13 protein-coding genes are annotated in these 15,435 nt (G+C 43.5%); 6 read left to right on the top strand and 7 right to left on the bottom strand.

All coding sequences use genetic code 11. The annotated features are described in order from the left end of the window. Positions 1-42: 42 nt before the first annotated feature. Both RHM67_RS11460 and RHM67_RS11455 read right to left on the bottom strand, forming a co-directional pair. Positions 43-720 carry an ABC transporter ATP-binding protein gene (locus tag RHM67_RS11460; protein ID WP_322226863.1) on the bottom strand — a complete coding sequence of 226 codons (678 nt, stop codon included), beginning with the start codon at positions 718-720 and terminating at the stop codon, positions 43-45. A gap of 133 nt (positions 721-853) precedes the next feature. Next, on the bottom strand, positions 854-2,107 hold the full coding sequence (locus RHM67_RS11455) for an efflux RND transporter periplasmic adaptor subunit (protein WP_322226862.1): 1,254 nt from the start codon (positions 2,105-2,107) through the stop codon (positions 854-856). Positions 2,108-2,421: 314 nt separating this feature from the next. On the opposite strand from RHM67_RS11455, the gene RHM67_RS11450 reads away from it, so the two are divergent. The 6 genes from RHM67_RS11450 to RHM67_RS11425 all read left to right on the top strand — a co-directional run bounded on the left by RHM67_RS11450 (position 2,422) and on the right by RHM67_RS11425 (position 8,963). Then, complete coding sequence (locus RHM67_RS11450; protein ID WP_322226861.1) at positions 2,422-3,780, top strand: sigma-54 dependent transcriptional regulator; 1,359 nt, start codon at positions 2,422-2,424, stop codon at positions 3,778-3,780. Next, the gene (locus RHM67_RS11445; protein ID WP_322226860.1) at positions 3,770-5,122 is read left to right on the top strand and encodes a sensor histidine kinase; all 1,353 of its coding nucleotides are present in this window, start codon (positions 3,770-3,772) and stop codon (positions 5,120-5,122) included. Before RHM67_RS11450 ends, RHM67_RS11445 begins: the two co-directional genes overlap by 11 nt. Before the next feature lie 61 nt (positions 5,123-5,183). After that, positions 5,184-5,558, top strand: a complete 375-nt coding sequence (locus RHM67_RS11440) for a thioredoxin family protein (RefSeq protein ID WP_322226859.1) — start codon at positions 5,184-5,186, stop codon at positions 5,556-5,558. Between the two features lie 351 nt (positions 5,559-5,909). Beyond that, on the top strand, positions 5,910-7,793 hold the full coding sequence (htpG, locus tag RHM67_RS11435) for a molecular chaperone HtpG (protein ID WP_322226858.1): 1,884 nt from the start codon (positions 5,910-5,912) through the stop codon (positions 7,791-7,793). A 347-nt stretch (positions 7,794-8,140) separates the two neighbouring features. Then, positions 8,141-8,659 carry a DUF4251 domain-containing protein gene (locus RHM67_RS11430; protein WP_322226856.1) on the top strand — a complete coding sequence of 173 codons (519 nt, stop codon included), beginning with the start codon at positions 8,141-8,143 and terminating at the stop codon, positions 8,657-8,659. A 37-nt stretch (positions 8,660-8,696) separates the two neighbouring features. Further along, positions 8,697-8,963: a hypothetical protein gene (locus RHM67_RS11425; protein WP_252756848.1), complete on the top strand. Its 267-nt coding sequence runs from the start codon at positions 8,697-8,699 to the stop codon at positions 8,961-8,963. Between the two features lie 23 nt (positions 8,964-8,986). Here the strand turns inward: RHM67_RS11425 and RHM67_RS11420 are convergent, their stop codons facing one another. The 5 genes from RHM67_RS11420 to RHM67_RS11400 all read right to left on the bottom strand — a co-directional run bounded on the left by RHM67_RS11420 (position 8,987) and on the right by RHM67_RS11400 (position 15,340). After that, the gene (locus RHM67_RS11420) at positions 8,987-9,913 is read right to left on the bottom strand and encodes a sugar phosphate isomerase/epimerase (protein WP_322226854.1); all 927 of its coding nucleotides are present in this window, start codon (positions 9,911-9,913) and stop codon (positions 8,987-8,989) included. An 84-nt stretch (positions 9,914-9,997) separates the two neighbouring features. Then, the gene (locus RHM67_RS11415; RefSeq protein WP_322226852.1) at positions 9,998-12,595 is read right to left on the bottom strand and encodes an MGH1-like glycoside hydrolase domain-containing protein; all 2,598 of its coding nucleotides are present in this window, start codon (positions 12,593-12,595) and stop codon (positions 9,998-10,000) included. Between the two features lie 6 nt (positions 12,596-12,601). After that, entirely contained in the window at positions 12,602-13,672 is a 1,071-nt protein-coding gene (locus RHM67_RS11410; RefSeq protein ID WP_322226851.1) for a dipeptidase, read from the bottom strand. Between the two features lie 85 nt (positions 13,673-13,757). Further along, complete coding sequence (locus tag RHM67_RS11405) at positions 13,758-14,873, bottom strand: D-TA family PLP-dependent enzyme (protein WP_322226850.1); 1,116 nt, start codon at positions 14,871-14,873, stop codon at positions 13,758-13,760. 2 nt (positions 14,874-14,875) lie between these two features. Next, positions 14,876-15,340 (bottom strand): RidA family protein, encoded by a 465-nt coding sequence (locus RHM67_RS11400; protein WP_322226849.1) that lies wholly within the window; start codon positions 15,338-15,340, stop codon positions 14,876-14,878. Positions 15,341-15,435: the final 95 nt, after the last annotated feature.

Raw genomic sequence — 15,435 nt, 5'->3', positions numbered from 1 at the left:
GAGGCACACTTAACTATATTAATTAAACTAAAATTGGGCGTTTTATACCATGATGTTTTCCATCACCGTTTGTCCATCCAACAGGCGGATGATACGGTGGCTGTAACGGGCATCATGCTCGGAGTGGGTAACCATTATAATTGTAGTCCCTTGTTCATTTAAATCGGTTAGCAGTTCCATCACATCGTTACCGTTGCTGCTATCCAGGTTACCTGTGGGCTCATCCGCAAGTATCAGTTTTGGTTTGTTTACAACCGCGCGGGCAATGGCCACACGCTGTTGCTGGCCACCCGATAACTGCTGCGGGTAGTGGTTACGGCGGTGCATGATCTGCATTTTATCCAGCACCTCTTCTACCCTTTTAACACGCTCTGCAGTAGGTACGCCGGTGTAAATTAATGGCAGTTCAACATTTTCAAATACAGTAAGCTCGTCAATCAGGTTAAAGCTCTGGAAAACGAAACCGATGTTATGCTTGCGCAGGTCGGCACGCTTACGCTCGTTAAAATGAGCAACTTCAACCTCGTTGAATACATAGCTACCTTCATCCGGGTCATCAAGCATACCCAAAATGTTTAGCAAGGTTGATTTACCACAACCAGACGGGCCCATAATGGCCACGAACTCGCCGGTATCAACATGCATCGATAGCTTGTTCAGTGCAATGGTTTCTACCTCTTCGGTACGGTAGAATTTTTCAAGATTTGTAATTTTTATCATTTGGCCTCCCCAGCTGCAGCGCTTTCGCGCCGCAGCCTTTTTTGTTTAATTGTGATTTATATTTTATTAAATTATAATCTCTTATTCTCTTATTTACAAGACGCATCCTATAGCAGAAGGTTACACTACTTCGCTACTTTTTAAGTACCAATTCCTGTATGTCGCCGTAGTTCTCGTAGCTTGACGTAATTACCTTGTCGCCAGGCTTTAAGCCTTGCAATACTTCGTAATAATCAGGGTTTTGGCGGCCTATCTGGATATCGGTTTTGTAGGCTGTTTTACCATCCTCACTCACTTTAAAGATCCAGTTACCACCGGTTTGCTGGTAGAAACCACCTTTAGGTACTAAGGTAGCAGTCGTCTCATCGCTCAATGCTAAACGGATCTGTAAGGTTTGGCCCTTGCGGATACCTTTAGGTACATCGCCAACAAATTGCATATCTACCTTAAAACGGCCGCTGGTTACCTGTGTAAATACTTTTTTGATGGTTAGTTTGTATGTTTTACCGGCAAAGGCAAAGTCGCCCATTAAGCCGTTGTAAATCCTCGACAGGTAGTGCTCTTCCACATCAACCTGTACCTTAAACCCGCCCTGTGCATCAATCTGGCCCAGGTGTTCGCCTTTATTTTTATTTTGACCAACTTCGGCATCCATTGAAGTCAACTGACCATCTATAGGTGAACGAACTGTTAAATCAGCAACTTTTTTACGCATTAAAAGTAGTGTGCTTTTGTTGTGTGCATATTGCTCACGGGCTTGCTCATCTTCCTGGCTAATCAGGGTGGTATCTTGTTTTAAGATCTGTGTGGTTAACTTTTTGCGCCTTAACTGGTATATGTAAGCATTTTCTGCCGCTTTAAATTCCTGCATACCAATTGCTTTTTGGTCTAAAAGTTTTTTGTCAAGATTATAGATACGCTCTGCCTCTTTGTATGCATTGTCCACATCGGCCATTTGGTTTAGTTTGGCAATAGTGTTTTGCTGCGCGTTGTTATGCGAGATCTGCATTTGGGTTTGTGCAGCGTAAACTGCTGTTTCCTGATTGGCAAGGCTTAATTCCAGATCGGTATTTGATAAACGGATGATCGGGTCGCCTTTTTTAAGGCTTGCGCCGTCTTCAACATATTTCTCTTCAACCCGTCCGCCTTCAATCGCATCTAGGTATATGGTAGTAAGCGGTAACACCACACCATTAACCGGGATAAACTCCTGGAAAGCGCCTTTTTTTATTTCGCTTACGGTGATACGTTCTGTATCAACATTTAATTTGCTTTTGCCCGATGTAAAAAATATACTGCCGGCAACTAAAACTACTACCCCTGTAATACCGGCTATGGTCATCAGGCGCTTAGTGCTCCATTTCTGTTTTTGTATAACTCTATCCACTGTATTTTATTAAATATTTGATAATTGGATACAAAAACACATGCCACAAATTAAATTACTGTATTTCAATTACTTATGTTAAAATCACAATAATGCACCGTACGCTTCTGTTACAGCAAGTGTTCGGTTATGATACAATGCTTTTTTACGTGCTTTAACTTACCGTTCGCTAAACATAGTTGAATATCTAAATTATACTTAATATAGCCCAATTGGTACGATATTTCGTGCCAAACTACTAAATTGCGGGGGTAAATAGTACATGTATAATAAGCGCTATTACCTATTAACCACGAACTAATCACTATCCATAAATGATACTTAAGAAAGCAACCGTTTTAATTGTTGACGACGACCCCGATGTGCTTACGGCTGTTAAGTTATTGCTTAAAACAGAAACCAAAGAAATAATTACCGAAAAGAACCCGGAGAACATCAACTGGCTTTTGCAAAAAAACGAGGTTGACCTGGTGCTGCTGGATATGAACTATAACAGTGCCATTAATACCGGTAACGAGGGCATTTACTGGCTGCGTAAAATAAAGGAATGGAAGCCGAACGTTTGCGTTATTATGATAACCGCTTACGGCGATATCGACCTGGCTGTACGTTCCTTAAAAGAAGGCGCTAACGATTTTGTAGTGAAGCCATGGCATAACGAGAAATTGATTGATACCATTAAAGACCTGCTTGATAAGAAAGAAGGTGGCGGTAAATCAACCAAAGCATCCGTTAAAGGTGAGGGCGGCGAAAAAAACATCCTTGGCGATAGCGAGGTGATGGAGGATATATTTCATAAGGTAAATAAGATTGCCCCTACCGATGCCAATATTTTGATACTGGGCGAGAACGGTACGGGTAAAGATCTGATGGCAAAAGCCATTCATGAACGTTCGTTACGTGCCGATAAACCATTTGTAAAAGTGGATGTGGGCGCGCTGACGGATTCTTTATTTGAGAGTGAGTTGTTTGGCCATAAAAAAGGTGCTTACACCGATGCCCGTGAAGACCGCATGGGCCGTTTCGAAGAAGCCGAAGGCGGCACTTTGTTTTTAGATGAGATTGGTAACATCAGCCTGCAGCAGCAAGCAAAACTATTAACCGTACTACAAAACCGCCATGTAACCCGTTTGGGTACCAATAAGGCCGTGGATATTAACATCCGCCTGATATGTGCCACCAACGTGCCGTTGCAGGAATTGGCAAACGAAAATAAATTCCGTAAGGATTTGATTTACCGGATCAATACGGTAGAAATAAATATGCCACCTTTGCGTAAACGCGCCGAGGATATTGTAGTACTGGCAAAACATTTTGCCAAAATATACGCCACCAAATACCTTAAACCGGCGATTGATTTTGATGCCGCGGCGCTAAACAAATTACGCGGTTATAGCTACCCCGGTAACGTACGCGAGTTACAGTACACCATAGAGCGTGCCGTAATTATGGCCGATGACCAGCATTTAAAAGCCGATGACCTGCTTTTCTCGGTACTGGAATCACCAGGCGAAAACATTATTGCTGATGATAACATCCAGCTTAGCACACTGGAAAAAAACGCGATTTTGCGCGTGATAGAAAAGCATAACGGCAACATTACCCGTGCTGCCAAAGAACTGGGTTTAACCCGTACCGCCCTATACCGCAGATTAAGCAAATATGATATTTAACCGTTACGAATGGCGGCTTGTGCTGCGTGTGCTTTTGTTATTTGCCGCTGTGGTGGCCACTACTATAGTGGTTACGAGTGGACAAATACTATATGGCGTTATAACAGTCCCGGCGGTGATCTACTCGGTGCTTGATCTGATCCGTTTTAACAAAAAAGCGCAGGACGAGGTAAACCAATTTGTAGAATCTATCCATTACCGCGATTTTTCACGCCACTTTGATGTGCGTAAAGCACCTAATGAGTTAAAACCTTTGCGTAAAGGGTTTAATGACATTAACACCACGTTTAAACTGATCAGCCGCGAACGCGAAACACAGTATCATTACCTGCAAAAGATATTGGAATTGGTTGATACAGGCATCCTTTCTTATGAGGAAGAAACCGGCGAGATCAGCTGGATAAACGAGGCCTTTAAATCGCTCATTAGTATCCCCTATCTAAAAACCATCCACTCGCTTGAGAAACGCGAACCTGTTTTGTACAAAGATGTGATCAGGATGAAACCCGGCGAGGCGCAGGTACTGAGCATCACCCGCGACCAGCAACAGGTAAAAATGCTGGTTACCGCCAGTATTATGCGCAGCGACGAGAAATTGTATAAACTGATAGCCTTCCAGAACGTAAGCGAGGCTTTGGACGAAACAGAATCAAAGGCATGGTCGAAGTTATTAAATGTGATGACGCATGAGATCATGAACTCGGTTGCTCCTATTTCATCATTGGCCGACACCCTGAAGAACCGCCTGCAAAGCCCGGAAATAGCCGAGAGTATTGGAAGCGGCGACCTGGAGGATATCACTCTCGGTATTGAAACCATTAAACGCCGTAGCGAAGGCCTGCTTAAATTTACCGAGAGCTACCGCAGCCTTAACAAAATCACCAAACTCGATCTGAACAAGTTGTTAGTTCGTAACATATTTGAAAACCTGGCAAGTTTGATGCGCCCTACGCTCGAAAAGAAAAACATCGAACTGGAGATCATTTTGCGCGACCCTGCATTGGCAATCGAGGCGGATATCAATCTTTTAGACCAGGTAATGATTAACCTGCTGGTAAACGCTATTGAGGCCGTAAAGGATCGTGAAGAACCACGCATCACCCTATCTGCCGAAACGCAAAGCAACAACCGCATACTGGTTAAAGTAACCGACAATGGCCTCGGCATGCCGCCGGAATTGTTGGATAAGATCTTTATCCCATTCTTTAGTACACGCAAAACAGGCAGCGGTATCGGCTTAAGTCTTTGTAAACAAATTATGCTGTTGCACAAAGGCAACATCCAGGCACAATCTACCGAGGGTAAGGGCGCTTCGTTTATTTTGCAGTTTGCAAACAACTAAGCTACAACAACTTGTTGAATGCAATCTAATTATTCCCTAAATTGCTTTTAAAACAATCACCATGAAAAAATCACTGTTAATACTTTTTGTGTTGTTTGCCGTTAAGTCGGGTTTTGCGCAAACTGCCACCTTGCCTGCAAGCGAAGTTGTGCTAAAAGAGGCTTACGCCAAAGCCGCTAAAGAAAATAAAAAAGTGATGCTCATATTCCATGCCTCGTGGTGTGGCTGGTGTAAAAAAATGGAAGCGCCACTTGCTGATCCTACCATTAAGCCATTGATCGAAAGCAATTACGTTGTAGCCACGCTTGATGTGATGGAAAGCCCCGAGAAAAAAAACCTTGAAAACCCCGAATCGTTAGAAGTGATGACCAAACTAAAAGGCGAAAAATCGGGCTTGCCGTTTTGGGTAGTACTTGATGCCAAAGGCAAAGTTTAGACGATAGCCAGGTGAGGCCTGCCGGCGCATCGTTAGATACCTACGGTAATAACGTTGTAGCTTTAATTCTTTAAAGCTAATTCTGTTACCGAATTAGTTGACCTTTACAATTGCGTGGTACTAACCAATCTCTTTAGGATATTCGGTTATGCAAAGTGTATAATTGTCCTAAAGAGATTGCTTTGTCGCTATCGCTCCGCGCAATGACGCGTGTTTATTACTTCTTACTGTCCTGTACTGTCTCTTACTTCTTTGCTTCTCTCCTTCTGCCAATTTGGCAAATCGTAAGCTTTGGAACGGGCATTGATTAGCTATATCCGTAAATTATTTAAGCTTTATAAAATTACTACTATGCAAGAAAAAGGAACAATTTCGATCCATACCGAAAACATTTTCCCGATAATTAAAAAGTTCTTATACTCTGATACCGAGATATTTCTGCGCGAGCTGGTATCTAACTCGGTTGATGCTACCCAAAAAATAAAACGCCTTGCATCATTAGGCCAATACAATGGCGACCTGGGCGACCTGCGCGTTGAAGTTGCTTTTGATGCAGACAAAAAGACCATCACCATATCTGATAACGGTTTGGGTATGACGGCCGAAGAAATAAAAAAATACATTAACCAGATAGCATTTAGCGGTGCTACCGAGTTTATGGAGAAATTTAAAGAAGCTAAAGATGCCAATGAGATCATTGGTCGTTTTGGTTTGGGCTTCTACTCCGCCTTTATGGTTGCAGACAAGGTTGAAATTGAGACCTTATCCTACCAGGATGGTGCCGAACCAGCACACTGGACTTGCGATGGCAGCACCGAGTTTGAAATAAGCGAAGGCAGCCTGGAAGAGCGCGGTACCGAAATTACCCTGCACATTAATGCCGATTCTGAAGAGTTTTTAAACCAGGGCCGTTTACAGGAGATATTGGATAAATACGCTAAGTTCCTGCCGGTGCCTATCAAATTTGGTACAACTACACAAGAGGAAGAAGATGGTGTTGACGAAGAAGGTAAACCAAAATACAAATCTGTTGAGGTTGATAACATCATTAACGATACCAACCCTATTTGGACAAAAGCGCCAAGTGAGCTTAGCGATGAAGATTACTTAAAATTCTACAAAGAGCTTTATCCATACAGCGAAAACCCTTTGTTCTGGATCCACCTGAATGTTGACTACCCTTTCAACTTAACCGGTGTATTGTACTTCCCAAAGCTGAAGAACGACTTTGAGATCACCCGTAACAAGATAAAATTATACTCTCGCCAGGTATTTATTACCGACGAGGTAAAGGATATTGTGCCTGAGTTTTTGATGTTACTGCATGGTGTTATCGATTCACCGGATATCCCTTTGAACGTATCACGTAGTTTCCTGCAAGCTGACAGCAATGTTAAAAAGATAAACAGCTACATTACTAAAAAGGTAGCAGATAAGCTTGCCGAACTGTTTAAAGCAGACCGTAAAGGTTTTGAAGAGAAATGGGGAGATATTGGCCTGTTTGTGAAATACGGTATGGTGAGCGAAGAAAAATTCTACGACAAAGCGAAAGATTTTGTTTTGGTAACCAACACCGCTAAAGAAAACTTTACTCTTAACGAATACAAGGATAAAGTTGAGCCTTTACAAACAGATAAAGATGGCCAGTTGATTTACATTTACACCAACGATGCCGAAAAACAGGATGCATTTATCCAGTCGGCAGGTAAAAAGGGTTACGATGTTTTGGTGATGAACTCTCCTATCGATAATCACTTCATCAGTCAGCTTGAGCAGAAATTAGAGAAAACTTCACTAAAACGTGTTGACGCTGATGTTGCCGATAAACTGATTAAGAAAGATGATGCGCCTGAGCATATTTTGACCGAAGAACAGTCAACCAAAATAAAAGCGATCTTCGATAAAGCTATTAACAAACCGGCTTACCGCGTTGAGTTAGAAAGCTTAAACCCGGATGAATTGCCGGTAACCGTTACCATGGACGAGTTTATGCGCCGTATGAAAGATATGGCTGCCATGGGCGGCGGTATGGGCTTCTACGGTAACATGCCTGACAATTACAAGGTTATTGTAAATGGCAACCACAAATTAATAAGCCGCATTTTAGATGGCGAAGACGAAGGTGTACAGGCACAGCTTGCCAAACAAGCTTTCGACCTTGCACTATTGTCACAAGGTTTATTAACAGGTGCCGAATTGACTGAATTTGTTAACCGCAGTGTTAGTTTGATATAATACAAAGCCCCCTAACCCCCTGAAGGGGAAACAGAATTTGAAAGCCAACCGCTAACTAACGGTTGGCTTTTTTGTTGATACTATTTGTCATGCTGAGCTTGTGGAATCATTAACAAGGAGAACAGGCCTTCAACAAGCTCAGACTGACATTTTTTTCATTTTATTATGGAAACCTATTAACGTTTGCATCCTATCATCAAAACACAGAGATGAAACGATTTAAAACAAACAGTAAAGCGCCGCCAATTGTACTAATTTTATCTACCCAAAATACCTGAAGTAATTAAACCAATGAAGGTATATCAAGTCTATTAAAAACTATGTTATATTTATATAAACATTTAAAAATGAAAACTTTAATCAAACTATTATTTGTGCTGCTTGTAGCAGTTGCCGGTTTTACACCGGTTAACGCGCAAAGTAAAAAAGCTATAAAAGAGGCTAAAAAAGCTACCGAGATAAAAGGCCTTATCGATGCAAAAGATTATGTATTCCAGGCTACCTACATGTACCCGCTTGGTGGTGCAGCCCGCTATTTAACCTCGCCATATGACCTTACCATAGCCCCTGATACCGTTGAGGCTTTTTTGCCCTATTTTGGTGTAGCTTATTCGAGTGCGGGTTACAATAACAATGAGGATAATGGCATAAAATTTAAATCAACAAAGTTTGATTATACAACATCCGCTATTCAGAAAGATGGCAGTTATTTTATCAGGATCAAAACCAAAGACACCCGAAACGCTACACAATTGCTTATCCAGGTTTATAACAACGGTAATGCCGATTTAAGCGTGATCAACCAAAACAGGCAGCAGATCCGTTTTACCGGTTACATAACAGAAAGAAAAAAAACTAAAGCGTAATTGATTGTGTTAAGTTAAAAACACTCAATTAAAAGCCATGTTAAAAATAGATATACCAACGGCAAATGTATCTGCCAAAGTATTTGAGCAGCACACCCTGCCAACCCCGCCAAATGGCACCGAGACAGAAATAAATGGCGAATTGATATTGCTGTTTGAAGATGAGGAAGAAGCGGTAGCTTATCTTGACAAATTGGAAGATTATGCTTCAGAACTGGATGATAATTCAGCTGAAAGAGCTACCATAAACGCTTTGGTAACTGCTATAAATAATGATGAATTTGTACAGGCGTACTTACAATAACCTGCACAAATTCTATTTATAAATTATACATTTAAATTTTTGTTGATATATCGAATGCTGCTATTGATGCTTGCAAAAGGATCTTTTGGCATATCGTGCTCTACAAAAAAGCTTTGCATCCCAGCAATTTTTGCTGCCGCGAAAATGGGCTTAAAGTTGATAGTGCCGCTACCTACAGGCATAATGTTTTCGCGGCTTGCATCCAAATCTTTAACGTGCCATAACGGGAAACGGCCGGGGTTTTGTTTAAACAGGTCAACCGGGTTTTTACCCGCTTTAACTGCCCAGGCCAGGTCAAGTTCCATTTTTACATACTTAGGGTCGGTATCTGATAGTAGCAGATCGTACGGAATAGTGCCATCGTTCAGGATCTTAAACTCCATGTCGTGGTTATGATATGCAAACGTTAAGCCGGCTTTTGTAGCAGCCTCACCTGTTTTATTTAATACTGCTATAGAAGCTTTCAATTCCTCGGGGGTGCCGGTTGGGGTATTAGCACAAACCAGAAATTTCACGCCGCCTTCGGCAGCTTCATCAACCAGTTGTTGCATATTATCCTGCAGGTTCATCATTGGTGGTATTACCATTGGTTTACCATCGGGCATGGTAGGCATTTTTGTACCGGCAGGCAGTTTAAACGGCGCGCCCAATACGTGGTGTGATCTCCAGGTTAAGCCCAGTCCGTTGGCCATAGCTTTAAATTCTTTTGGTTTTAAGCCATAATAACCGCCTTTTTTACTGAATGCTGATTCTATTTCGCTATAACCTACTTTGGCAACTTTGGTTAATGTGCCTTTAACATCCTCATCCATCACGTTAAAAAACGTGAACAGTTGCACGCCTACCGGGTGTTTTAGATTTATAAAGGATGCCGCTTTACCTGACAAGACTGCACTACTAAGCACCAAAGTGCCGGTGGTTTGCAAAAACTTGCGCCTGTTAAAATTCATTCTGAATGGTATTTAAGTTTACTTGGTAAGTAAATCTAAATCAAATAATTCGAAGAAAGAAATTTGTTGTGTCAAAAGAACGCATTAATGATAAAGGCAATTTGCTATCAAGCCCGTCCACCCGGTTTGGTGGGCGGCACCTAAGCCGCGGCCGGTATCACCGTCGAAATATTCATAGTAAAGGATATGGTCTTTGAAAAAGGGATCGGTCTGTGCTTTCTCGTCGACACCATTACTCGGGCGGTGGCCATTCTCATCCGGCAAAAAAAGTTTGGAGATGCGGCGGTAAATTTCGTTCGCCACCTCCTTTAGGCTCATCATATTGCCTGAGCCGGTTGGGCATTCCACAGTAAGTTCGTCACCATAATATTGGTAAAAATCATTTAGACTTTCGATGATCAGGTAATTGATCGGTATCCAAACCGGGCCGCGCCAGTTGCTGTTGCCGCCAAACATATCGCTGTCGCTTTCGGCAGGTACATATTTGATGCTGAATTGCGTTCCGTTGATGTTGGCGCTGAATGGATTCTCAAGATGATATTTTGATAAGGAACGAATACCGTAATCGCTTAAAAACTCATTTTCATCAAGCATATATTTCAGGATGCCTTTCATACGGTGGCCGCGCAGCAAACTTATGAGGTGTTTGTTACTTGCGCTGCGTTCATCCCAACGCGAAACCAAACCGGCAAGGTCCGGGCGGTTGGCCGCAAACCAATCCATCCTGTCGCGGAAGATGGGGTTCCTGGCTATTGTTTCTTCATCCAATACCTCGGTAGCAAACAGCGGCACCAGGCCTACTATGCTACGGATCCGCATTTTTTCGGCACTTCCATCGGGCATGCGCAACTGGTCGTAAAAAAAGTCATCTGCCTCGTCCCATAAACCGCTGGTACCACCCTCGCCAAGGCTCGACATGGCTGCCGAGATATAAATAAAGTGCTCGAAGAATTTAGACGCGATATCGGCATAAGCCTTATTAGTTTCAGCAAGCTCTGCCGCTATACGCAGCAGATTTAAAGAATACATCGCCATCCAACTGGTGCCATCGGCCTGTTCCAGGTGCGCGCCATCGGCAAATTTAGTGTTACGGTCAAACACGCCAATGTTATCCATCCCCAAAAAGCCACCTTCAAAAACATTATTGCCGGCCTCGTCCTTACGGTTTACCCACCAGGTAAAGTTGAGCATCAGTTTGTGGAAGATGCGTTCTAAAAAGAAGGTATCGCCCTCACCGTTGTTAGCCTTTTTATCTATCTGGTATATCTTCCACGTAGCCATGGCATGTACCGGTGGGTTGGCATCGCTAAAATCCCACTCATAGGCGGGTAGCTGCCCGTTTGGATGCATAAACCAATCTTTCACTAAAAGGTTAAGTTGTCGTTTGGCAAAGGCCATATCTACAGCAGCAAGCGGTACGCAATGGAAGGCAAGGTCCCAGGCGGCAAACCAAGGGTACTCCCATTTATCGGGCATGGAAATAATATCTTGACTGTTAAAATGCTGCCATTTACTGTTACGCTGATGCTGGCGTTGTACAGGTGGCCCCGGCTCGGCAGGGTCACCGTTTAGCCATTGGTGAATGTTGTAGTAGTAAAATTGCTTATTCCAAAGCATCCCGGCATAAGCCTGGCGCTGGATCTGCGCTTTGTCCTTATTCTCGTCGGGCGGGCGCAAGCCTGCATAGAACTCATCGGCTTCCTGCAACCGCGAAGCAAAAATAGCGTCGAAATCGTCAAAGGCGTTTTCGGCGCTTTCAGACAGCTTCAGTTTTATAGTAATACTTTTGCCTGCCGGGATAGTTATATCGTAATTAAAGGCTGCTTTAGTACCTGTATTAGCCGGGTTAATTGCGTTAGTGCCGTTTACAATATAATCGTTGATGCCATCTTTGTAAAAAGATTTGCCATCATCAATATTATTGAACCGTTTGGTATTGGTTTGGTTATTACAAAAAAGCAGTTCGGGTGAGCCATAGGCCACTAAATTCAAAGCGCCTAATTCTTTATGGTCGATACTGACCGCATTGCCTTTCGCAGATAATTGAGGTTTATAATCGTCGTAGCCCCATTCCCAGGTATTGCGGAACCATACCGTAGGCAGTACGTTTAAACTTGCAGCTACTTTACTGCGGTTATGTATAGTGATCTTGACAAGGATATCATCGGTATCCTGCTTGGCATATTCCACAAATACATCAAAGTATTCATCGTTATTAAAAATGCCGGTATCCATTAGTTCGTACTCGCCTTGGTTACGGTTACGTTTTTTGCTCTCATCAACCAAATGCACGTATGGGAATTGCTGCTGCGGATACTTGTACAGCATTTTCATGTAGGAATGCGTGGGCGTATTATCCAGGTAGTAATATAATTCCTTTACGTCCTCGCCATGGTTACCTTCGGCATTACTGAGGCCAAAGAAACGTTCTTTCAGAATGGTATCTTTCTTATTCCATAGCGCGATGGAGAAGCACAGTAATTGCTCATGGTCGCAGATGCCGGCTATACCTTCTTCGCCCCAGCGATAGGCCTTGCTACGGGCAATATCATGGGTGATGTAGTTCCAGGCGTTACCATCGGCACTGTAATCTTCGCGGACGGTACCCCATTGGCGGTCGCTTACATAAGGCCCCCATTTTTTCCATCCCGTATCTTTTAACCTATCCTGTTCTGCACCCATATGTGTTTATTTCCAAGCATTCCTCAGGAAACGTAACCAATTACCGTGCATCATGTTTTCAATATCCGCATCTGTGTAACCACGTTTCTGTAACAAAGCAGGCACTTTTTGCATATCGGCAATGGTTTCCAGATCGTAAGGGCATTGCTCTTTGCCAAAAGCCCCATCCAGATCGGTACCCATACCCACATGCAGGGCGTTACCTGCTATCTGGCAAATATGGTCAATATGGTCTACCATTACCTCCAAGTTGCAATTCATTTGACGCGGGGTTGACTGTCCCCTCACCCAATTGGGCACCATCATCCAGGCATCAAGGGCTGCGCCTATCACCGCGCCACGGCCAATAAGCGCTTTTATCATTTCATTGCTGTACTGGCGGTTATGGTTTACCAAGGCGCGACAGTTATTATGACTTGCCCAAATATGCCCGTTAAAATTATCAAGTGCTTGCCAAAAGGCATCATCACACAAATGCGTTCCATCAAGGATGATGTTGAGGCGTTCCATCTCTTTCAATAACGCTAAACCTTCGGCACCCATTTTACCGGTTGCATCAGTACCATTGGCGTACCGCCCGGGGCCGTAATGCGCGGGGCCTACAGCCCGTAAACCGCTGTTATAGGCTTGTTCCAGGTAACAAGGGTTTATCATTGAGTCGGCGCCCTCCAGGCTTAAAATATACCCGATGGCTTTGTTGGTATTATCTTTTCCATCGCACCAAACGGCGAGGTGTTTATCCAAACTTTGCAAATCGTTAACCTGGGTCATTTGCCCCGCAAGTTCCATTGCCTTATACCAGGCCAGTTGTCCCTGCGTTTGCGCCCATGCCTGCTCGGGCGAGTGCCAGCCGGGCAGGTTATTATCGGGGGCTACATAGCGGCCTATTTGGGTAGCCACCACCAAACCAATGTTACCTTTGCGCAGTTCGGGCAGGGATACCACCGCTTTGGCACGGTCGGGTTTGTCCGTCATACCTTCTTCGCGCTGGTTAAGTTCGGCAACCGGGCGGGTAAGGTCACGGTTCCACTCCAGCGCGTTCATGCTAAGATCTAAATGAGCGTCTATGATAAACATGGTTATTGGTGAGTGGTTGATTAAGTGAGTTGTTATATAGTTGTTATATTTCGATTATACCGATGGAAACGATTTCACCGATTGTTTAGATAGTTATCTTTCTATCTCTTGCTATTGTTTTCCATTCGCCGGTAACTAACTTATTTTCGATAGTTATGGCACGTTCATATAAAGCTACCGACGGACAAATATGGTGTGGCAAGCCATATAAAGTATCGCCTACCTTATAGTGATGACCTTCACCTGCATCTGCTACTAAATGTTCTTCGCTTTGGCCTGTGAATTTTAATTCGGAAGCGTTTAAAAAGTAAACCCGTTTGTTCAATTCGTTTTCTGCCGATACCGATTTATGGCCAAGGTCGATACATATCTTACCCTCATCGGGCAAGGAAACAACCCTTGCAACTATAAGCGCCGCTGTTTGGAAAGCTTGTTCAGGGAAAGCCTGCTGATAACCCCTGTCCCAATAAGCAAATGTACCGGGGCTAACCTCTATATCCTTTAATTTGGCAAGTATGGGGAATGTTGGCGATCCTCCTGCAATCACTTTGGGATTTGGATATCCTTTAGCCAAAATATCATCAACTAACTTCAACACAGGCTTAATGCTTTCTTCAGACCGCTTCTCACGAATGCTATAATCAGCGTCGTGGATATGGCCATCGTAGGCATGCAGTCCTTTCAGCTCCAGTCCGGGTAATGCTGCGCATAGTTCATATAAAGCAAATGCTTCTACATCGGGTATAATACCTGTACGGTTCATGCCCACATTCAGGTCGATATAAACAGAGATGTTGATACCGCTATCTGCTGCCTCTTTTGATATGGCATTGGCGGTAGCCGTATTATCCACCAGGCAAGAATATGCTGTTTGTGGATATGCACTTATCAACCGCACAAAACGCCTGAGCTTTGGCCCGGTTGGCTGGTAGGCCAATAATACATCATATGCACCGGCCATACCCAGCATTTCTGCCTCGGCAATGGTGGCACATTTGAATTTTTTGATGCCCGATTGCATCATTAAACCGGTGGCATCAATACTTTTATGCGTTTTAACATGCGGGCGCAGGCGAGATGGATCATCAATCATGGTTTTAAGCAGATTGATGTTGTATTGCACCCTATCGGGGTATACGACTAACGCTGGCGTATCCAGCTCGTCAACATTATCTATGATATACCAGTCGGTGGCTAACATGCTTATACTAATTCAAATAAGGCTTCTATTTCTACAGGGATATTGTCCGGTAACGAGCCCATGCCCACAGCGCTGCGTACGCCGATGCCGTTCTCTTCGCCCCAAACCTTGGCGAATAGTTCGCTTGCCCCGTTGATGATGAAGGGGTGCTTTTCAAAATCGGGGGTGCAATTAACCATACCCAATACTTTTATCACGCGCTTTACCCTATCCAGGCTGCCTAAGTTTGCTTTGATGGTTGCCAGCATAGCCAAACCAACCTGCCTTGCAGCAAGTTTGCCATCTTCCATATTGATGGTATCGCCAATGCGGCCTATGATCAAACTACCATCGTCCTGCACGGTGCCGTGTCCCGATAGATAGAGGTATTTGCCATCAATTAAACACGGTTTATAAACCCCAAGCGGTTTTGGCGCAGGTGGTAGGCTTAAGCCTAAATCTTTAAAATTTTGTTCAGCTGAGTTCATTTTGTAAATCTATTATTTTAAAACAAAAAGCATCCGCAATTAAACAAAAAAGGCCGGAAACCACCCCGACCTCTCACTTATATAACCATTATTAT

Origin of the sequence: Mucilaginibacter sp. 5C4, assembly GCF_034345625.1 — a bacterium.
GTDB classification, from domain to species: Bacteria; Bacteroidota; Bacteroidia; order Sphingobacteriales; family Sphingobacteriaceae; genus Mucilaginibacter; species Mucilaginibacter aurantiaciroseus.
Note: the sequence above shows the minus strand (reverse complement) of the source record. Positions and strands in the feature narration are given on the sequence as shown.